General features: G+C 68.5%; 18 protein-coding genes and 1 tRNA gene. 8 read left to right on the top strand and 11 right to left on the bottom strand.

Translation table 11 applies throughout. The features are described from left to right. Window positions 1-73: 73 nt before the first annotated feature. Window positions 74-907, bottom strand: coding sequence for a S26 family signal peptidase (locus DEQ92_RS08685; RefSeq protein ID WP_199522714.1), 834 nt, complete (start codon window positions 905-907; stop codon window positions 74-76). 78 nt (window positions 908-985) lie between these two features. Here DEQ92_RS08685 and DEQ92_RS08680 point away from each other — a divergent pair, with 78 nt between their 5' ends. Further along, complete coding sequence (locus DEQ92_RS08680; protein WP_050458399.1) at window positions 986-2578, top strand: DNA-directed DNA polymerase II small subunit; 1593 nt, start codon at window positions 986-988, stop codon at window positions 2576-2578. A 134-nt stretch (window positions 2579-2712) separates the two neighbouring features. Then, a complete protein-coding gene (locus DEQ92_RS08675; RefSeq protein ID WP_115804351.1) occupies window positions 2713-3840 on the top strand; it encodes an NADH:flavin oxidoreductase in 1128 nt (375 codons plus the stop codon). Window positions 3841-3964: 124 nt separating this feature from the next. On the opposite strand, the gene DEQ92_RS08670 is transcribed toward DEQ92_RS08675, so the two are convergent. Together DEQ92_RS08670 and DEQ92_RS08665 are read right to left on the bottom strand one after the other, a co-directional pair. Beyond that, window positions 3965-4774 (bottom strand): ZIP family metal transporter, encoded by an 810-nt coding sequence (locus DEQ92_RS08670; RefSeq protein ID WP_115804352.1) that lies wholly within the window; start codon window positions 4772-4774, stop codon window positions 3965-3967. A 153-nt stretch (window positions 4775-4927) separates the two neighbouring features. After that, complete coding sequence (locus DEQ92_RS08665) at window positions 4928-5356, bottom strand: hypothetical protein (protein ID WP_004974055.1); 429 nt, start codon at window positions 5354-5356, stop codon at window positions 4928-4930. A gap of 187 nt (window positions 5357-5543) precedes the next feature. On the opposite strand from DEQ92_RS08665, the gene DEQ92_RS08660 reads away from it, so the two are divergent. Further along, complete coding sequence (locus DEQ92_RS08660) at window positions 5544-6722, top strand: aspartate kinase (protein WP_004974053.1); 1179 nt, start codon at window positions 5544-5546, stop codon at window positions 6720-6722. Window positions 6723-6938: 216 nt separating this feature from the next. Continuing rightward, complete coding sequence (locus tag DEQ92_RS08655; protein ID WP_115804353.1) at window positions 6939-8285, top strand: tryptophanase; 1347 nt, start codon at window positions 6939-6941, stop codon at window positions 8283-8285. A gap of 57 nt (window positions 8286-8342) precedes the next feature. On the opposite strand, the gene DEQ92_RS08650 is transcribed toward DEQ92_RS08655, so the two are convergent. Together DEQ92_RS08650 and DEQ92_RS08645 are read right to left on the bottom strand one after the other, a co-directional pair. Continuing rightward, window positions 8343-9002, bottom strand: coding sequence for a metallophosphoesterase (locus DEQ92_RS08650; RefSeq protein WP_050458403.1), 660 nt, complete (start codon window positions 9000-9002; stop codon window positions 8343-8345). Window positions 9003-9086: 84 nt separating this feature from the next. Continuing rightward, window positions 9087-9659 (bottom strand): IMP cyclohydrolase, encoded by a 573-nt coding sequence (locus tag DEQ92_RS08645; protein WP_115804354.1) that lies wholly within the window; start codon window positions 9657-9659, stop codon window positions 9087-9089. 132 nt (window positions 9660-9791) lie between these two features. Here DEQ92_RS08645 and DEQ92_RS08640 point away from each other — a divergent pair. Beyond that, window positions 9792-9864: transfer RNA gene (locus tag DEQ92_RS08640), tRNA-Gln, on the top strand. Window positions 9865-10025: 161 nt separating this feature from the next. On the opposite strand, the gene cgi121 is transcribed toward DEQ92_RS08640, so the two are convergent. Together cgi121 and DEQ92_RS08630 are read right to left on the bottom strand one after the other, a co-directional pair. Next, window positions 10026-10520, bottom strand: coding sequence for a KEOPS complex subunit Cgi121 (cgi121, locus tag DEQ92_RS08635; protein ID WP_004974044.1), 495 nt, complete (start codon window positions 10518-10520; stop codon window positions 10026-10028). Continuing rightward, the gene (locus tag DEQ92_RS08630; RefSeq protein WP_115804355.1) at window positions 10517-12997 is read right to left on the bottom strand and encodes an ATP-dependent DNA helicase; all 2481 of its coding nucleotides are present in this window, start codon (window positions 12995-12997) and stop codon (window positions 10517-10519) included. Before DEQ92_RS08630 ends, cgi121 begins: the two co-directional genes overlap by 4 nt. A 161-nt stretch (window positions 12998-13158) precedes the next feature. On the opposite strand from DEQ92_RS08630, the gene DEQ92_RS08625 reads away from it, so the two are divergent. After that, the gene (locus DEQ92_RS08625; RefSeq protein ID WP_004974040.1) at window positions 13159-13404 is read left to right on the top strand and encodes a ferredoxin; all 246 of its coding nucleotides are present in this window, start codon (window positions 13159-13161) and stop codon (window positions 13402-13404) included. Between the two features lie 253 nt (window positions 13405-13657). After that, window positions 13658-14518: a hypothetical protein gene (locus tag DEQ92_RS08620; RefSeq protein WP_115804356.1), complete on the top strand. Its 861-nt coding sequence runs from the start codon at window positions 13658-13660 to the stop codon at window positions 14516-14518. A gap of 21 nt (window positions 14519-14539) precedes the next feature. Here DEQ92_RS08620 and DEQ92_RS08615 read toward each other — a convergent pair whose 3' ends face one another. Together DEQ92_RS08615 and DEQ92_RS08610 are read right to left on the bottom strand one after the other, a co-directional pair. Next, window positions 14540-15118, bottom strand: a complete 579-nt coding sequence (locus DEQ92_RS08615; protein ID WP_050458408.1) for an ATPase involved in flagella biogenesis — start codon at window positions 15116-15118, stop codon at window positions 14540-14542. A gap of 98 nt (window positions 15119-15216) precedes the next feature. Further along, window positions 15217-15675 carry a DUF2391 family protein gene (locus DEQ92_RS08610; RefSeq protein ID WP_004974024.1) on the bottom strand — a complete coding sequence of 153 codons (459 nt, stop codon included), beginning with the start codon at window positions 15673-15675 and terminating at the stop codon, window positions 15217-15219. A 126-nt stretch (window positions 15676-15801) separates the two neighbouring features. On the opposite strand from DEQ92_RS08610, the gene DEQ92_RS08605 reads away from it, so the two are divergent. Continuing rightward, the gene (locus DEQ92_RS08605) at window positions 15802-16482 is read left to right on the top strand and encodes a class I SAM-dependent methyltransferase (protein ID WP_004974023.1); all 681 of its coding nucleotides are present in this window, start codon (window positions 15802-15804) and stop codon (window positions 16480-16482) included. Between the two features lie 42 nt (window positions 16483-16524). On the opposite strand, the gene DEQ92_RS08600 is transcribed toward DEQ92_RS08605, so the two are convergent. Together DEQ92_RS08600 and DEQ92_RS08595 are read right to left on the bottom strand one after the other, a co-directional pair. Then, window positions 16525-17661 carry an ABC transporter ATP-binding protein gene (locus DEQ92_RS08600; RefSeq protein ID WP_115804357.1) on the bottom strand — a complete coding sequence of 379 codons (1137 nt, stop codon included), beginning with the start codon at window positions 17659-17661 and terminating at the stop codon, window positions 16525-16527. 94 nt (window positions 17662-17755) lie between these two features. Beyond that, window positions 17756-19471 (bottom strand): iron ABC transporter permease, encoded by a 1716-nt coding sequence (locus tag DEQ92_RS08595; protein WP_115804358.1) that lies wholly within the window; start codon window positions 19469-19471, stop codon window positions 17756-17758. Between the last annotated feature and the right edge of the window lie 7 nt (window positions 19472-19478).

The raw sequence follows: 19478 nt of genomic DNA, 5'->3' as shown, positions 1-19478 counted from the left end.
CGTAGAAGTTCTGCTCTGCTTAGTTCTTCTCTGCTTAGTTCTGCTCTGCTTAGTCCTGCTTACCGAACCCGGGTCACGCCGCGACCGCGTCGCCGTGCACTGCTGTCTTCGACGTCTCGACCGGAAGCGGTGCCGTCGTCGCTACGTTGGCGACCGTCGGCTCCGCCGTCGTCACGTCGACGGATTCGACGGAATCAACGGAATCAATCGACACGGGCGCGACCGGCGTCGTCGTCGCCATCGAGTTGGCGAGCGTCAGGCGGACCCAGCCGAGAAGCGGGATGCGGACCCGCGCGACGCCTTGAACCCACTCGGGTCGGACCGGGTCGGCGATGCCGCTCACCTGGTCGTACCGCGGGTTGTTGTCGCCTTTCGTGATGAAGCCGGCGTACTCCGCGGGACAGTTGGCGAGTTCTCGACAGTTGTCGGCCGACATGTACTCGGGGTTCGCCCGGTCGTACCAGTTCTCCCCTTCGTCGACCCAGAACATCGCCCGGTGGATAATCGGGGGCCCTGCCGACCCGGGGTCGTCGTAGACGATGACGCTGCCGGGGCCGCCGAACTTCCGATAGTCGACCTCCGCGCCCGTCTCGGCGGTGACGACGGCAGTTCCCTCGACGGACGCGTCCGGGGCGTACCGGTCCGGTCCCGTGATGAACACGAGGTCGCCTTTGTGCATGTGCGGTTCCATGCTCCCGCTTTCGACGGCGACCATCGGCGGCCACACGCCGCTCACCGCGAACAGGAACAACCCGACGGCCAACACGGCGAGCGCGCTCGTCAGGACTTCGCGGACGAACAGCAGCGGCCCCTCCTCTGCCGTCCGGAGCCGAGTTAGTACGCCTTCGTCGGAGGCGGGACCGCGCCGCGGTTCGGGGGAGGGCGGGCGACCGTCGTCGTCACTCATCACTCCCAGTTTACCCGGACTGGGTTTCAACGTTCTGGGTTTCGGCATCCTTTTTGCCGCGTGTCGCACACTCCGGGTGTGCCACTGGAGACGCCGGCGCGCATCGTCCGGGCGCTCGTCGGTCGCGGCTACAACGCCGAACGCGAGGCCGTGACCCTCATCGCCGGCTCCGACGACCCCGGCCGAACCCTCGCCCGCGTCGTCGAAGCCGTCCCGGACGACGCGCTTCGCATCACCGCCGACCACGTCCGCGAGGTGCTCGCGTCCGCCCCCGCCGCGGACCCGCCGGGAACGGAATCGACCGGCCCGGCCGCCGCGCGGGCTACGGACGCCGACGCGTCTGCCACCGCCGCGTCAGACCCCCCTGTTTCCGCTGCAACATCGCACGACAACGCGGACCACACCGCTCAATCGACTCCAGCCGAAGCCGAGGGAGAGCCGACCGGACGAAACGTCGACCCGGCGCTTCGGTCCCTCGAAATCGCCAACGACATGACGGGCCAGTCGACGGGAACCGGCGAGTACGACGACTTCGTGAAGGTGTTCCGCGACCGCTACGAGAAACTCTCGAAGATGCTCCGCGGGCGCGTCAACCACCGCCCCGCGAAGGCCATCTCGAACATGTCCGGCGGCGAGGATGCGGAGCTCATCGGCCTCGTCGACGACGTTCGCTCCACCAAGAGCGGCCACTGGATTATCGAACTCGAAGACACGACGGGGACGTTCCCCTGTCTCGTGATGAAGGACAAGGACATCGCGGGCTACGTCGACGAACTCCTCATGGACGAGTGCATCGCGGTGCAGGGGACGCTCTCGGGCGACGCGGGCATCCTCTTCGTCGACTCGATGCACTTCCCCGACGTGCCGCGGAGCCACCGCCCCAACACCGCCGACAGGGACGTGCAGGCGGCGCTCATCTCGGACGTCCACGTCGGCAGCCAGGAGTTCATGGCCGACGCGTGGAACCGGTTCGCGGACTGGCTCCACACCGAGGAGGCGGAGCGCATCGAGTACCTCCTCATCGCCGGCGACATGGTCGAGGGCGTCGGCGTCTATCCGAATCAGGACGAGGAACTCGACGTCATCGACATCTACGAGCAGTACGAGTCGTTCTCGGAGCACCTCAAATCGGTGCCCGGCGACCTCGACATCGTGATGATTCCGGGCAACCACGACGCCGTCCGACTCGCGGAGCCACAGCCCGGCTTCGACGACGAACTCCGCGACATCATGTCGGCCCACGACGCTCGAATCACGAGCAATCCCTCGATGATCACGCTCGAAGGGGTCAACGTTCTCATGTACCACGGCGTCTCGCTCGACGAGGTCATCGCCGAGCTGCCGGCGGATAAGGCGAGTTACGACGAGCCGCACAAGGCGATGTATCAGCTCCTGAAAAAGCGCCACGTCGCGCCGCAGTTCGGGGGCCACACCCGCCTCGCGCCCGAGGAACTCGACTACCTCGTCATGGAGGACGTGCCCGACATCTTCCACACCGGCCACGTCCACAAGCTCGGGTGGGGCAAGTACCACAACGTTCTCGCGGTCAACTCCGGCTGCTGGCAGGCCCAGACCGACTTCCAGAAGTCCGTCAACATCGACCCCGACGCCGGCTACGCCCCCATCGTCGACCTCGACACGCTGAACATGACGGTTCGGAAGTTCTCCTGAGACGGCGACTGCGTGGTTTTCCTGTGCCGTCGACTCGTTTCCCGCCCTTCGTGCGCCCTGATAGCACGCCGGATGTGCGGGGGTCGGGACCATTCCGCCGTCGGTTTTTATCCGCGACGCGCGCAGAACCGGTGATGACTGACGACGCGCTGTTCGACGCGACGAGCCTGAACGACCTGTCGCTCGCTAACCGGGCCGGGTTGGCACCGATGACGCGTATCAGCGCCACCGACGAGGGGTTGGCGACGAACGAGATGGCCCACTACTACCGGAAGTTCGCCGACGGCGGGTTCGGATTCCTCGTCACCGAGGGCGTCTACACGGACGACGCGTACAGCCAGGGCTATCTGAACCAGCCGGGGCTCGTCACCGACGACCACGTCGAGGCGTGGACGAACGTCACGGACGCCGTCCACGAGGTCGACACGCCGATTTTCGCGCAGTTGATGCACGCCGGGGCGCAGTCGCAGGGGAACCCGCACCTCGACGGCGACCGGACGCTCGCGCCCTCCGCGGTCCAGCCCGACGGCCAGAAGGCGGAGGCCTACGGCGGAAGCGGCGAGTTCGCCGTCCCGAAGGCGGCCGACGAGGCGGACCTCGAAACCGCTCGTGAGGGCTTCGTACAGGCGGCGAGGAACGCGGTCGAAGCCGGCTTCGACGGCGTGGAACTCCACGGCGCGAACGGCTATCTGCTCAACGAGTTCCTCGCGGCGGACGCGAACCAGCGCGACGACGAGTACGGCGGCGGGCCCGAGTCTCGCGTCAAGTTCCCCGCCGAGGTCCTTTCTGCGGTCGCCGACGCTGTCCCCGAGGAGTTCGTCGTCGGCGTCCGCGTCTCGCAGGAGAAAGTGACCGACGGCGACTACGAGTGGCCCGAGGGCGAGGACGCGGCCGCGGTCTTCTTCGAGGCGCTCTCGGCCGCCGGAGCCGACTACGTCCACACGACCGAGACCGACGCGACGAGCCCGACCTTCGGCGCGGACGGTCCCTCGCTCGCGGAGGCGGCCGCCGAACACGTCGCGGACGACACGGTCGTCATCGCCAACGGCGGTCTCGGCGACCCCGACGCGGCGCGGGCCGCCGTCGACGCCGGCGCGGACCTGTTCACGCTGGGGACGAGCGCGCTGGCCAATCCGGACTGGCCGGCGCGCGTGGCCGCCGGCGACGGCCTCGACGCCTTCGACCCGGCGAAGTTCCTCGCGCCGACTGCCGGGCTCTCGGACCACGAGGTTCCGTCGGACTCGCCGGTCGCCGACGACTGACGCGCGCTCGACGCGGGTTTTCTGCCGACGGACCGACGACCGAACCCCTTCGCTTCCACTCGAACTCCCGCCTTTGCGACGTTTCTCGGCGTTTCCTGTTTCGGACACCGCGACGCCGACTCGACTACCCGAGCGTCACGTCGAGGTAGAGCATCACGACGACGCCGACCATCGTCCCGAAGGTCGCCACGCGCTCGTGGCCGTTCGAGTGCGTCTCGGGGACGATTTCGTCGGAGATGACGAACAGCATCGCGCCGGCGGCGAAGCCCATCGCGTAGGGGAGCAGCGCCGAGGCGTACTGGATGGCCCACGCGCCGAAGACGGAGAGCGGAATCTCCACGAGGCCGGCGCGGATGCCCGCGAACGTCGCGTAGGTCGTGTTCCGGAGGCCGGCGTTGACGGCGGCGATGGAGACCGCCAGTCCCTCGGGGATGTTCTGGATGCCGATGGCGAGCATCAGCGGGATTGCCGTCCCGAGGTCGCCGGAGCCGAAGCCGACCCCGACGGCGAGGCCCTCGGGCATGTTGTGGATGGTGATGGCGACGATAAACAGGATAACCGAGGCCATCTTCGTTTCCGTCTCAGGGGCGTCCGTCCGGGTCTTGCCGGTCACGAGGATGTGGACGTGCGGAATCCACAGGTCCGCTTGGTCGAGGACGACGACGCCGATGACGAAGCCGACGAGGACGGGAATCGGACTCCCGCCCGCCGCCTCGATGCCGGGGAGGATGAGGCTCGTGAAACTCGCGGCGAGCATGACGCCGGCGGCGAAGCCGAGAAGCGTGTCGAGCGAGCGCTTCGAGGGGTCGCGCCAGACGAGAATGAGAAGCGCGCCCAGCATGTTCATGCCGGCGATGACGATGCCCCCGAGGAGGCCCTGCATCACGGGGTTCGACCCCGCGAGCGAGACGAACAGTTCCTCGACCGCGGTCACGGTCGTCTCACTTCCGGCGGTTGGTTTCCGTGTCGGTCGGTCATGGGCCACCAAACGAGAGGGAGGTATGTATGCCCTCCGTCGGTTCTCGCCGACCGCGCCCTCGTTGCGCGCGACGGGAGCGAACTGGGCGGCCGCGACCCGCGGGCTGGATTACCCCGTCTCGTCGAGGACGTACCGGACGGTCGGCGCACCCTCGAACCGGGGGCCGTGACCCACCCGGTCGAACCCGGCGTGCTCGACCGCGTCACACAGCGGCCGCTCGGATTCGAGGACGAGCACCTCGACCGGCAGGCTCTCGGCGCTGGCGAAGCGGAGCGGCTCTTCGAGCAGCCGTCGCACCGCCGGCTCGGTCCCGCCGAGTCGGGTGACGTGGAGGACGCCGTCGCGGACGTCGAAGCCGACGAACCCGAGCACCGGTTCGTCGTCGGCCGGCGCGTCGGCGTTCGGGTCGGAGCCCGTGTCGGCGGTGGCGAGACGGACCGTCCGGTCGCGTATCAGCCGCCGCATCGCCCGTATCGGCGCGTCCGCGACGGCGGCGAGCGCCTCGGCGTCGGTGTCCACGGCGTCTCTGACATCCATGCCCGAACGTACCGCGCCTTCGGTGATAAATCTCCGCACGCGAGGCGGCGGTACGAGCCGTCTCGTCGCCGGATTCGCGGGTGACGGCAACGGTTGAACCGGAGGACATAGTTATACGTCCCCCCGCGTTAGCCCCTCGCATGTTTACCAACGAAGCCCCGAAGCGACGCGACGCACCGGAGGGACGATGCGCGTAGTCGCGAAGTTCGGCGGCACCTCGCTCGGTAGCGGCGACCGAATCAACCGCGCCGCGGACTCCATCGCCGCGGCCGTCGAACACGGCCACGAAATCGCCGTCGTCGCCTCCGCGATGGGCTCGACGACCGACGACCTCCTCGACGAAATCAAGTTCGAGGCCGACGACCGCGACCGAGCCGAAATCGTCTCGATGGGCGAGCGGACCAGCGTGCGCATGCTCAAGGCGGCGCTCGCCGCCCGCGGCGTCAACGCCCTGTTCGTCGAACCCGGCACCGACGAGTGGCCGGTCATCACGAACGACCTCGGCGAGGTCGACGTCGAGGCGACCCGAGAGCGGGCCGCGAAGCTCGCCGCCGAACTCGACGGCGTCGTCCCGGTCATCACCGGCTTCCTCGCGCAGAACCACGACGGCGAAATCACGACGCTCGGCCGCGGCGGCTCCGACACCTCCGCCGTGATGCTCGGCAACTACATGGACGCCGACGAGGTCGTCATCGTGACCGACGTGGAGGGCGTCATGACCGGCGACCCGCGCGTCGTCGAAGGCGCGCGCAACGTCGGCCGCATCACCGTCGACGAGCTCCGGAACCTCTCGTTCCGCGGGGCAGAAGTCGTCGCGCCGTCCGCGCTCTCGTACAAGGACGCGGCGCTCGACGTTCGGGTCGTCCACTACCAGCACGGCGACCTGCTCACCGGCGGGACGCTCATCGAAGGCGAGTTCCACAACCTCATCGACATGCAGGAAGAGCCCCTCGCGTGTCTCACCGTCGCCGGGCGAGCGATTCGCAACCGGCCGGGAATCCTCGCGGACCTCTCGGCAGCCCTCCGAGAAGAGGACATCAACGTCGACTCGGTCGCCTCCGGGATGGACTCTATCACGTTCTACGTCCTCGAAGACGACTCCGACCGGGCCGAGGCCGTCCTCCACGACCGCGTCGTCGCCGACGACGCGCTGTCTTCGGTCACCGTCGAAGACGACATCGCCGTCGTCCGCGTCACCGGCGGCGAACTCCCGAACCGCCCCGGCGTCATCCTCGACATCGTTCAGCCGCTGTCCGACGCCGGCATCAACATCCACGACGCCATCACCTCCGCGACCTCCGTCGCAATCTTCGTGGCGTGGGACGACCGCGAGGAGACGCTCGGCATCATCCAAGACAAGTTCTGAGCCCGCTCCTCGGCTCGATTCCGTTTTCACGCAGTCGTTTCCGCCAGCGACGCCGAACAGTCGGCAGTATCCGACGGTCGGCGTGGGCGGTTCGTGGCGATAGCGGAACAGCCGGCGACACCGATGCACATTCCCGTCCACGAGCGCAGAAAATCGGTCGTCGTCCCTCGATTTTCCGCCTGCCGATTACTTCACGCTCGCGGGTCTATTGCGGGCATGAAATCGTACAAGGCGAAGATGGTCGAGCCCATCGAACTCCCCTCGCGCGAGGAGCGCGAGGCCGCCCTCGAACGGGCCGGCTACAACGCGTTCAACCTCGACGCCCGCGACGTGTACATCGACCTCTTGACCGACTCGGGGACGGGCACCATGTCCGCAGAGCAGTGGGCGGCGATGATTCGCGGCGACGAGGCCTACGCGGGCAGCGAGTCGTTCGCCCGACTCGCGGAGTCGGTCCGCGACGTGATGGGCTTCGAGCACGTCGTGCCGACCCATCAGGGCCGCGGCGCGGAGAACGTCCTCTACGGCGTCCTCCTGGAGGACGGCGACGTGGTGCCGAACAACTCGCACTTCGATACGACCCGGGCCCACATCGTCAATCAGGGCGCGGAGCCGGTCGACTGTCCGTCGCCCGCCGCCCGCGACCCGAACTCCACGGAGTCGTTCAAGGGTAACTTCGACATCGACGCGGGCTACGCGCTCGTCGAGGAGGTCGGCGCCGACGCGATTCCCGTCGTCGTCCTCACCATCACGAACAACTCCGTCGCCGGCCAGCCGGTCTCGATGGCGAACATCCGCGCCACCGCCGAGTTCGCACGCGACATCGACGCCATGTTCGTCATCGACGCCTGCCGGTTCGCCGAGAACGCCCACTTCATCAAGACCCACGAGGCGGGCTACGAGAACCGCTCGGTCGCCGAAATCGCCCGCGCGCAGTTCGAACACGCCGACGCGATTACGATGTCCGGCAAGAAGGACGCGCTCGTCAACATCGGCGGCTTCGCCGCGATGCGCGACGAGACGGTGTTCGAACACGCGAAGCAGCGCGCCATCCTCTACGAGGGCTTTCCCACCTACGGCGGCCTCTCGGGCCGCGACATCGAGGCGATGGCCGTCGGCCTCCGCGAGGCCGTCACGCCGCCGTACGTGTCTGACCGCGTCGAGCAGGTGGCCGAACTGGGCGACCTCCTCGTCGAGGCGGGCGTCCCCGTCTACCAGCCGACCGGCGGCCACGCGGTCTATCTCGACGCCGGCGAGGTGTTCCCGCACATCCCGAAAGACGAGTTCCCCGGACAGGAACTCGTCTGCGCGCTCTATCTCGAAGGCGGCGTCCGCGGCGTCGAACTCGGTGGCTTCGCGTTCCCCGGCACCGACCGCCCGGACCTCGTGCGCCTCGCACTCCCGCGGCGCACTTACAGCCGCGAACACCTCGAACACGTCGCCGAGACGGCCGCGAAGGTGATGGACTCCGCCGGCGACTACGGCGGTCTCGAAATCGTCGAGGAGCCGCCGATGAAGGAGCTTCGGCACTTCTCGGCGCGGCTCGAACCGGTGTCGAACTGACGGCTTCAGGACGCCTACTCGATTTCGTCCCTATTTTCCCTATTTTCCCTATTTTCCCTATTTTCCCTCGTACAGCCGACTCGCCAGTCGCTCCGGCAGGCCGACCTCGCGCACGCGCTCGGCGACGCGGTCGATGTCGTAGTTGACGCGCTCCGCCTCGATTTCCATCGCGTCGAGGTCGGCGACCGCGTAGGCCGCCCGCGGGTCGCCGTCGCGGGGCTGGCCGACGCTTCCGGGGTTCAGGACGATTCCGTCGTCGTAGATTCGGTGGCCCTGCACGTGGGTGTGACCCAACACCAGCAGGTCCTCGCCGTCGAGGAGCGACGGCGCGAAGTCGTCGGGGTAGGTGTAGCGGTCGGGGTGGTCGGGGTGGCCGTGAGCGAGTTTGACCCGGCCGTCGGCGACGTGTCGGGTTTTCGGAAGTGAGGATAGCCACTCCATCGACGCCGGGGAGAGCGCGTCGCGGGCGTAGTCGACGCCCGCGGCCGCCATGCTGTTGAAGCGGAAGCCGGTCCCCGACGTGACCGCGCGGTCGTGGTTCCCCGAGACCGTCGGCACGTCCCGTTCGGCGAGTTCGGACACGCACTCCTCGGGCCACGGGTTGTAGCCGACCACGTCGCCGGCGCAGACCAGTCGGTCGACCGGCGGCATCGATTCGAGCACCGCGTCGAGTGCCGGGAGGTTCCCGTGCACGTCCGAGATGACGCCCAGACGCATGGCTCGGTGTACGGGTGCGCGGCTGAAAAGTTCCGGGCCGGTCGCGGTCGAGCGCTCGCCCGCGGCGGGACGCCGACAGTTGCGTTACTCGCCGTTGTGGAAGGCGGTCTCGACCGAGTCGTCGACGGTCGCGGCGGCGGCGCAGACGGCGTGTTCGAACTCGTGGTCGTAGAGTTCGCGGGCCGCGTCGGCCGCGGTCTCCGCGTCGAGGTCGAACGCGCGCGGGTCGTCTTCCTCGTAGGTCGCCACGAGCGTGGGTTCGGAGACGGCCTCCACGACGAGCGCGTCCTTTCGGACGATGCCGATGAACGCCTCGTCGTCGCCGACGACGCCCGCGATTCGGGGCGTGTCGTAGTCGTCTTTCTCGTAGTCGAGCGCGAGCAGAATCTCGGCGAGGGCGTCGCGCGGCGGGTAGCCGAGGTCGAGTTTCTCCGCGATGGGGTCGACCTGCGAACCGTTGCCGACGACGACGTAGTCGCCGCCCTCGCGGACGCAGTTGTAGGCGATGTAGGGGTTATCGGTCTCGGGAGCGTCGGGCGTCGGCCCGACGGTCAGGGCTCCGTCCCGGTCGACGACCTGTCGGTTCGGGAAGGACCGAGAGGAGACGCGATACGCACCGATTCCGGGGCCAACGACGACGAAACGTCCGACGTACATACACGAGAGTGGATAGAATAGGGGCAAATAGTTGGCGGTTTATGCACGTCCGTCCGTTACCGTGCCATAAAATCGCACGGCGGAATCGACACGCAACGTTTACAAATACCCGCGAAGTACGAACTGATGCGAAGTCCCATGGGGTAGTGGCCAATCCTGTTGCCTTCTGGGGGCAACGACCCAGGTTCGAATCCTGGTGGGACTACTTCTCAGCATTCTACTCTCGATGAGGCCGCGCCGTCCCCTGTTCTCCAGTTGAAACGAAGGGGTAGGTTTCAGAAACCCAAGGGGTGTGTTTCGAGTGGAGTGTTTGCTGACGTATTCTCAGACCGTCCGAATACGGAGGGTACGGGCCGCGAAAACCGCTTAGCGTTCGACCGCGAGCAGCGCGACTCGCTCTTTGACCAGTGCGGGGAGGTCGCCGTCGGCGACGCGCAATTCCGTCTCGCCCACGTCGAACACCTCGCGGACGAGCGCTTCGTCGTAGTCGCCGAGGGTCTCCGCGGGTTCGAGGTCGAGTCGGTCGAACAGCGCGGCCTCGGCGTCTTCTTCGTCGCCGCCGTCGACGAGAATCACGACGGGGAGCGTCCCCTCCGAGACGCCGATTTCGAACGCGCGGTTAATCTGCCGGCGGCCGCTGGCGTAGAGGAGGATTTCGACGGCCCGGTCGCGGGCGATTTCGTTGCCGCGGCCGATGGCCCGGTCGGCGAGTTCGGTCGCCCGTTCGAGGTGCTCGCGGTCCACGACGTACCGGGCGTCGAACGCCTGCACCGTCGCGCCCGTCTCGTCGGCCACGTCGCCGACGACCGCGATGAACGAATCGAGGTCCGAGACGGTCGCCTCGGCTTCGACGAGCCTCATTCGAAATCACCCAGACTGGCCTGCTGGTCGGCGCGCTCTTTGGCCGTCTCGAAGCCGGCGTCGTCGGGAACGGCGTCTTCCGGCGCGTCGTCCTCGTCCACCTCGTCCATCGAGGGGTCCTTCCGACCCGCGGCTTCGAGGATGTTCTCCGCGGTCTTCCTGCGACCCCGGAGCGCGGCGAGGATGCGCGATTTCTCGGTCTCGCGGAGGTCGGCCCGACTCTCGACGCCGGCTTCGAACAGCCGTCGGGCGCGCTTTCGGCCGACGCCGCGGACGCCGGCGAGGTCGAGCAGCTCCTCGCGGACGCCGTACTCGACGCGCTTTTTCGCCTCGCGGACCGCGTACACGGAATCGAGGTCGAGTTCGGAGGCGAGTCGCTCGGCCGCGCCGAGGAGCCACTCGGCCGTCTCGACCTTCCCGCGGATGTCGCCGGGGCCGACGCCGTAGCGCTCGGTGATGCGGTCCTCGTCGACCTCACCGACCCAGTCTTCGAGGAGCTTCGCGGTCTTCAGCGCCGACAGCCAGTCTTCGAACGCCACGTCCTCGTACTCAGAGGGGACGCGCCCGAGGAACTCCGGTTCGCGCTCGTAGCACAGTTCGGTGTAGGTCTCGCGGTCGCCGGACTTCAGGTAGAGCTGATACATGTCCGGCGTCCGGCAGACGAGGTGGTAGAGGCCGAGCGGCGTCGGATACGTCCGGTCCGCCTCGAACTCGTTGGCGTCGTCGCTGTCGTCGCCGTCGTCCGCCCCCGTTCCGTCTCCCGCGTCGCCGCTCTCTGCCGCGACCATCTCGCTGGCCCGCTGGAAGCCGCCGGGTTCGTCGTCGGATTCGCTCCGCGCTCGCTTCGGCTTCTCGGGCGCCTCGCCCGCGAGCGCCCGGAGCTTCTCGGTTCGGTGGTCCGCCGCCCACTCGAGGCCGTCGATGATTTCGGCGGCGCTCATCGGGTCGAGGTAGAGCCGCGAGACGGTGTGGCCGACGGGCGTCGCCCGTATCGTCTCTCCTTCGAACTCGACGAACCCGTTCACTTCGAGGTAGTCGAGCACGCGGTCTGTCACCTGCCCGAGTCGCTCGGGGTCGTCGGTCTGGGTCGCATACAGCGTCTGGTCGAGGAATTCGAGCAATCCCTCGCGGGTGTGGGCGAAGCCGGAGGCGACGGTGGCGAGCAGGTGCGTCCGCAGCGCGGGCTCGGCCGCGAGCTTCGACCGCACGTCCTCGGCGTCGGCCCAGATGTACCGCTCGAACAGTTCGTCGCGGGCGTCGGCGTCCTTCGCGAGCAGCACCGCCTCGCCGTAGGGGTCGAGGCCAGGCCGACCGGCGCGACCCATCATCTGGTGGACTTCGAGCACGTCGAGCGGCTTCATCCCGCCGTAGTCGCCGTCGTAGCGCTGCCAGTCGCGGACGACGACGCGGCGACTCGGGGTGTTGACGCCGGCGGCGAGCGTCGGCGTGGCGCAGATGCACTTGATGAGTCGGTCGCGGAAGGCGTCCTCGACGAGGGTTCGGTGCTCCGCGGCGAGCCCCGCGTGGTGGAACGCCGCGCCCTTGGCGACCGCCGCGGCGAGGTCCTCGGAGGTCTCGGTGTCGGAGACGTCGCGTATCTCGGCGGCGAGTTCCGCGAGGTCACCGCGCTCGTCCCCGGTGATGTACCGCTCCGTCACGTCGGCCATGCGGCGGGCCGCGGACTCGGCGTTGCGCCGCGAGTTCACGAAGACGAGCGAGGAGCCCTGGTCGCCGTCGCCGTCGCCCTCCAACGCGTCGGCGACGAGCGCGGGCGTCTGTCGTTCCCCGCGGCCGACCGGCACCTCGCGTTGGCTCCCGTCGGCGAAGGAGACGGCGTTGCCGTAGTGGACGCCCATCTTGAGGTCGATGGGTCGCCAGTCGGACTTGACGAGCTCCGCGTCGAGCCAGTCGGCGACGACGCCCGCGTTGCCGACGGTCGCCGAGAGCGCGACGACCTGCAGGTTCGGGTTGAGCCGGCGGAGCTTCGCCAGCGTGACCTCCAGCGTCGGCCCGCGGTGTCTGTCGTCGACGAGGTGGACCTCGTCGGCGACGACGCAGGTGAGTTGGTCCATCCACGCCGCGTTGTTCCGGACGAGCGAGTCGACCTTCTCGGAGGTGGCGACGATGATGTCGCGCGAGGAGAGCCACTCGCCGTCGGACTCGTAGTTGCCGGTCGAGACGCCCACGTCGATGCCGTACTCCTCCCAGCGCTCGAACTCGGCTTTCTTCTCGGAGGCGAGCGCCCGGAGCGGGACGATGTACAGCGCCTTCCCGCCGCGCGCGACGCTCGACAGCATCGCCAGCTCGGCGATGAGCGTCTTCCCGCTCGCCGTCGGGACGGCGGCCACGAGGCTCTCGCCGTCCGTCAGGCCGGCCTCGACGGCCTCGGCCTGCGGCGGGTACAGCTCCTCGATACCCTCGTCGCGGAGGGCCTCGGGAATCCCCGTCGGCAGGCCCGTCAGGTCCGCAGTTCGCATTGCATCTCCCTTGGACCGTCCCCCGGTTTAAGCCATCGGGTCGGTTCGGGCGCGGACGCGTCGCCGCCCGCGGCGTCGGTCGCACGACCGCGACGCGAGGCGACGCCGACCCACGTCCCCGCGTCGGCAGGGCTTTGTACGGCCCGGCGGTACGATGGCGCATGAGAGTCGAGTACGACCGCGACACCTGCATCGGCATGTTCCAGTGTGTCGACGAGTGGGAGGGCTTCGAGAAGAACGTCGACGACGGCAAGGCCGACCTCGTCGACGGCGAGGAGACCGACGACGGCGTCTTCGTCCGCGAGATTCCGGAGGACGCCGAGTTCGACGCGAAGTTCGCCGCCCGCGTCTGCCCCGTCGAGGCCATCCGCATCCTCGACGACGACGGCGAACAGCTCGTTCCCTGACCGCGACGCCGACGAGTCTACCGTTTTCTCTCGCGTCCGCGACGCGACCGAACCGTGTGACCGACGACCGTGGGGCGCGTCCCCGAACCCCTCCGTTTCGACTGGAGATTCGGCCGACGATAGAGTGTAAAGGTTAAGCGGCGGGCCCCTAATCGTGCCACTATGAGCCAAGCGACGAAAATCGTGCTCGGTACCGTCGGCGTGTCGGCCCTGCTGGCCGTCGTGTTCGTCGGGATGAGCATCGCCTGAGCGGATGTTCGAGACGCGCACCCTGCCGTCGGACCTCGAATCGGTCCGCGACGAGTACGCCCCCGGCGCGCTCGTCTTGGACGTGGCCGGCGACTTCGACACCATTCCCCCGGAGGCCGCGGAGAACCTCGGGCTGGTGGTCGAGTCGCTCTCCCCGGCGGCGTACCCCGCGGAGTGGCTACCAGACGACTCGCCCCAACAGCTCCGGCGCTACGCCTCGTCCGACTTCACCATCGGGATGCCCGGCGACGGCACCGTGACGTGGTCCCGACAGACCGACCCGCCGGTCGTGCTGGTGAAGTACCGCGCGAAGGGGACGCCGGACGACTTTCTGGACTTCCTCATCGCCGAGGCGTTCGTGCAGGCCGGAAACGACGAGATTCCGGAGCACTTCCTGCCCTTCTTCGGCGAGCGGTACCGCGACCTCGCGGCGGCGACGCCGCTCGGCCCGAGCGAGACGTATCAGGTCGCCGCCGCGCTCTACGAGGGCTGGGTCGGCCTCCACACCCGCGAGGCGTTCGCGTCGTGGGAGGGAGACCACGACCGCCTCCACGAGGCGTGGGTCGACGCCGGCGGCCGACTCGACGACCGACTTGCGAACCTCCCGCGGCTCGTCGCGCTCGGCAGACTCTCCTTCGCCGAGGCGACCGAGTTCGCGTGTTCGGCCGTCAAACACGGCCGCGACCTCCCCGCGCCGTTTTCGGCGCTTGACACCGCGGCGTACCGCGACCACGGGCCGAGCTACGCGGTCAAGTGGGCCGAAAAGACGTTCGCGCAACTCGCGGCGGACGACGACGCGGACTCGGTCGATGACGACGACCCGACCGCCGACGACTCGGGTGACGACGCCGCCGATTCGACGTAGCCGCTCGCGTCGCGTGCCGCCTCAGAACTCGGTCGTGACGGTGCCGTCCTCTTCGAGGTCGACGACGCCGTCGAACAGTTCGCGGAAGCGGTCGAGCGTCTCCTGGTCGTGGACTTCCTTCGAGAGGTGGAACAGCCCCACCGCGTCGAACTCGTCGAGGAGTTCGAGAATCTGCTTCGTCGCTTCGAAGGCGCGGTCCTCGTCGGCGTAGTACGCCATCTCCGTGACCGAATCGACGCTGAGCCGGAGCTTTCCGTCGTGGCGTTCGAGGAACTGCCGGGTCTTCTCGACGATAGCGTCGAGGTCGTCGGGGGCCGCGACGTAGTAGATGTTGTCCGAACTGCGTCGGGAGTAGCCGCGCTCGATAGAGAGCGTGTCGAGGATGGTGGCGCTGGACTCGTCGACCTCGTAGTGCTCCAACTTCTGTTCGACCTCCCGCGCGGTGGTCCGCGTCGAGATGACGAGGAAGCGGTCGGTGTCGACTTTGAAGAAGTCCGTGTCGATGCGGTCGGTCTCGCCGATGCTCGGATGAAGGAGCAAGATACCTGTGCCGCCCGGAATCGTCTCGGGCGCGTCTTCGATGGCGAGCTCGTAATCCATACCCCAAGCAGTTACCCTGCCGACTTAATCCTTCATGCCGCTCGGGCCGCGGCGTCCCCGAGCCGTGGTGCGTGTTCACTCCCCTCGCGCCGGCGGCGTCAGAACAGCGAGTCGGCCGTGGCGGCGCCGATGACGCTGAACACCGCGCCGACGCTCGTCGCCTTGAGCGTGATGCGGAGCACCGCGAGGTCGAGGTCGTACCCCAGCACGGTGACGAGGACCTCCCCCGACACGTCCGAGAGGAACGTCCCCGGCGCGTCGAACGCGAGCGCGAGGATGAACACGGAGAGGTACGAGACAGTGATGAGCGAGATGAACCGGACGGGAATCCCGCCGACCTCGCGCTCGCGGTCGGGGTCGCGGTCGTCGGCCTTGTAGAGCGCGCCGTAGCCGACCGCGAGCACGATAAAGAGGGTGAGAATCGCCTGCGCGAACGACATGCTCCGCGCGAGCACCCACACCTCCTCGGTGACGACGAACGGCCCCGCGAGGAGGAACCCGCCGACGACCTGCTGAGCGGTGTCGGCGAGCGCGAACCGGCGGCGGACTCCGACCATACACCGGTCGTCGGGACGCCGGTAATTAAAAGGCGCGACGGGAGACGCGGCCGATTCGCCGCCGGATTCGCCGCCCCCGCGGGACCAGTTCGAACGCATTTTCACCCCGGCGCGCGAGGCTCCGGTATGAGCGTCCGCGACGAGTTCGACGCCTGGGCGGCCGACGGCCGCGACAAGGGCATGGAGGACCGACACTGGCACACCGCGAAGCACGCGCTCGCACGGATGCCGGTCGAGGAAGGCGACACCGTCGTCGACCTCGGGACTGGGAGCGGCTACGCCCTGCGCGCGCTTCGCGACACGAAGGGCATCGGCCGCGGGTTCGGCCTCGACGGCTCGCCCGAGATGGTCCAGAACGCCCGCGAGTACACCGACACCGACGACCTCTCGTTTCTCGTCGGCGACTTCGACGACCTCCCGTTCGACGACGACAGCGTCGACCACGTCTGGTCGATGGAGGCGTTCTACTACGCCGCCGACCCGCACCACACCCTCGAAGAAATCGCCCGTATCCTCAGGCCCGGCGGGACGTTCTACTGCGCGGTCAATTACTACGAAGAGAACGTCCACTCCCACGAGTGGCAGGACCTCATCTCCATCGACATGACCCGGTGGTCCCACGCCGAGTACCGCGAGGCGTTCCGCGACGCCGGCCTCCACGTCGCCGAACAGGACTCCATCGCCGACCTCGACATCGACATCCCGGCGGCCGCCGAGTTCCCGACCGACGACTGGGAGACCCGCGAGGCGATGGTCGAGCGCTACCGGACGTTCGGCACGCTCCTGACTGTCGGCGTCGCACCCTGACGCGGAACGGGACCGCAGAACCGACCGACCCGCGCTTCCGGCCTAGTCGACGATGTGAGCCGACGCCGGGGCGAATCCGATATCCAGCGTCGTCCCGACCTCGAATCCGGCCGCTGATTCTTCGCCGCCGTCTTCGACCGCCACGACGAGTTCCGTCCCGCCCCAGTCGAGTCGCACCCGCGTCGTCGCCCCCTGAAACTCGGTGTCGACGACGGTTCCGCGGACTCGGTTCGTCTCCGCGCCGACTCGGAGCTGTTCGGGTCGGACGCAGAAGGTGAGGCTGTCCCCGGTCTCGGGACGTGCGGGTCGGCCGCCGTCCCTCCCGTCGGTTTCAGCGCGGTCGCCGGACGCCGAACCACCTTGGCCGAGGACGCGTCGACCCTCGGCCAGCGTGAACACCGCGTCGCCGACGCCGACGCGAATCCCCCCCGTTTCCGGTCGAGACTCGACGACCCCGTCGAGGACGTTGTTCTCGCCGAGGAACTCCGCGACGAACCGCGTCCGCGGGCGGTGGTAGAGTTCGCGGGGCCGGCCGACCTGTTCGACGCGGCCGCGGTTGAGGACGGCCACCCGGTCGGACACCGCCAGCGCCTCCGACTGGTCGTGGGTGACGTAGACGGTCGTCACGCCGAGTTCCGACTGGATGCGCTTTACCTGTCGGCGGAGTCGGTCCCTGAGTCGGGCGTCGAGCGCCGACATCGGCTCGTCGAGGAGCAGGAGGTCCGGGCCGGGCGCGAGGGCGCGGGCGAGCGCGACACGCTGTTGCTGCCCGCCCGAAAGCGAGTCCGGGTCGCGGTCTTCGAACCCCGCGAGGTCGACGAGGTCCAGCAGTTCCGCGACGCGCTCGTCGCGGGTGCCGCCGCCCGGCGGGTCGGTAAAGCGGAGGCCGTAGGCGACGTTCTCGCCGACGCTGAGGTGCGGGAACAGCGCGTAGTTCTGGAACACGACGCCGACGCCCCGAGACTCGGGCGCGACGCCGGCCATCGACTCGCCGTCGAAGCGCACGGTCCCCTCGGTCGGGGACTCGAAGCCGGCGATACAGCGGAGCGTGGTCGTCTTGCCGCAGCCAGAGGGGCCGACGAGCGTGAAAAACTCGCCGTCGTCAACCGACAGCGAGACGGAATCGAGCGCCGTCGCCGACCCGTAGCGCTTGGACACCGCGTCGAGTTCGAGTCTCACGGGTTCGCCTCCGAAGTCACGTTCTCCCCTCGCCGGCGGACGGTCATAATTCTCACTTCCCGCGGCTCGCCCCCGTCTCGTTCCCCGGGCACCCTCATAGCTCGCCCCACCGGCCGCCGAAGCGGTCCACGACGAGGAAGCTGGCGGACGTGACGAGAAGCAGGAGACAGCCCATCGCCGTCGCGGGGCCGAGCCGTCGCCCGAGGAACCGCTCGACCGCGATGGGCATCGTGTAGCTCCCCGCGCCCTCCGCGAGGATGATGGTCGAGTCGAACTCGCCGATGCTGATGGCGACGGCGAACGCCGCGCCCGCGACGACGCCGGTCCAGACGAGCGGCAGTTCGATATCGACGAGCGCGCGGGTTCTGGTCGCGCCGAGCGACCGCGCGGACTCCACGAGCCGGCCGTCGAGTCGGGCGAAAAGCGGCGCGACGTTCCGGGTGACGAAGGGGTACGCGCCGACGGCGTGGGCCGCGACGATAGCGAGCGCGCCGGTGACGCGGACTCGCGTCCCCAGCACGTCGACGCCGAAGACGAGGCCGCGGAGCAGGCCGAGGCCGACGACGATGCCCGAGACGGCGAAGGGGGCCATCGAGAGCACGTCGATGAGGCCGCGCCCGCGGTACCGGCGGGTCGTGAGGACGGCCATCACCACGCCCATCGGGACGGCCACGACGAGCGTCCCCGCGGCGAAGGCCAGCGAGTTCAGGATGGCGGGGAGTGGTTTGACCTGAAAGCTCGCGCCGGTCGCCTGTCGCTCGACGAGGAAGGCGTAGTTGGCGAGCGTGAAGCCGCCGTCGCCGCCGGTGACGCTCGCCAGAATCATGCTGGCGATGGGGACGACGAACACCAGTCCGACGACGAGGGCGTAGCCGGCGATGCCGACCGTCCGAAGCGTCGATTTCGGCGTCCAGTCGGCCGGGACGACAGACCGGCGGGGAAGGGGGTTCGCCGCGCCGCCGGCCGACCGCTGGCTGGCCTCGTACCGGAGGTAGACGGCGGTCAGCGTGATGGAGATGACCGTCTCGATGACCGCGAGGCTGGCGGCCTCGGCGTACGCGAGGTCCCGGACCCGCGAGTAGACGAACACCTCGATGGTCGCCAGTTGGAAGCCGCCGAGCGCGAGGACGATGGGGAACGACGCGAAGGTGAAGATGAACGTCAGGGTCGCGCCGACGCCGATGGACGGCAGGAGCTGTGGGAGGACGACGTCGCGGAAGGCCCGCCGCGGGTTCGCGCCGAGCGAGCGGGCGGTCTCGACGGTCCGGGCGTCCACGCTCTCCCACGCGGCGGTGACGACGCGGGCGACGAGCGGGGCGTTGTAGAACGCGTGGGCGACGATGATGGCTTCGAGCGTGAACAGCAGTTCGACCGGCGGGAGGCCGACGGCGGAGAGCGCGCGGTTCAGCGTCCCGTTGCGGCCGAACGTCGCCACGAAGCCGATGGCGACCATGATGGAGGGCATGACGAACGGGAGGATGGTAAGCGAGCGGAGCGTCTCGCGGCCGCGGAACTCGAAGCGCGAGAACAGCCACGCGGCGGGGAGGCCGAGCGCGAGGCTGGCGAGCGTCGAGTAGAACGCCTGTTTCGCCGTGAACCAGATGATGTCGACGAGGTAGAACTCGCTCGTCAGAATCGCCGCGATTGGTTCGACGGTGAGTCGGCCGTCCACGAGGACGGCGTCGGCGAAGACGGTGGCGACGGGGTAGTAAAACAGGACCAGGAGGACGACGGCGGTGAGCGCCGCGACGAGGGTGAGCAGTCGCTGTTCGAGGACGCGGGCGACCCGGCGAACCGAGACGCGGCTCACCGGTTCA

Source organism: Haloferax sp. Atlit-6N (genome assembly GCF_003383195.1).
GTDB classification, from domain to species: domain Archaea; phylum Halobacteriota; class Halobacteria; order Halobacteriales; family Haloferacaceae; genus Haloferax; species Haloferax gibbonsii.
Note: the sequence above shows the minus strand (reverse complement) of the source record. Positions and strands in the feature narration are given on the sequence as shown.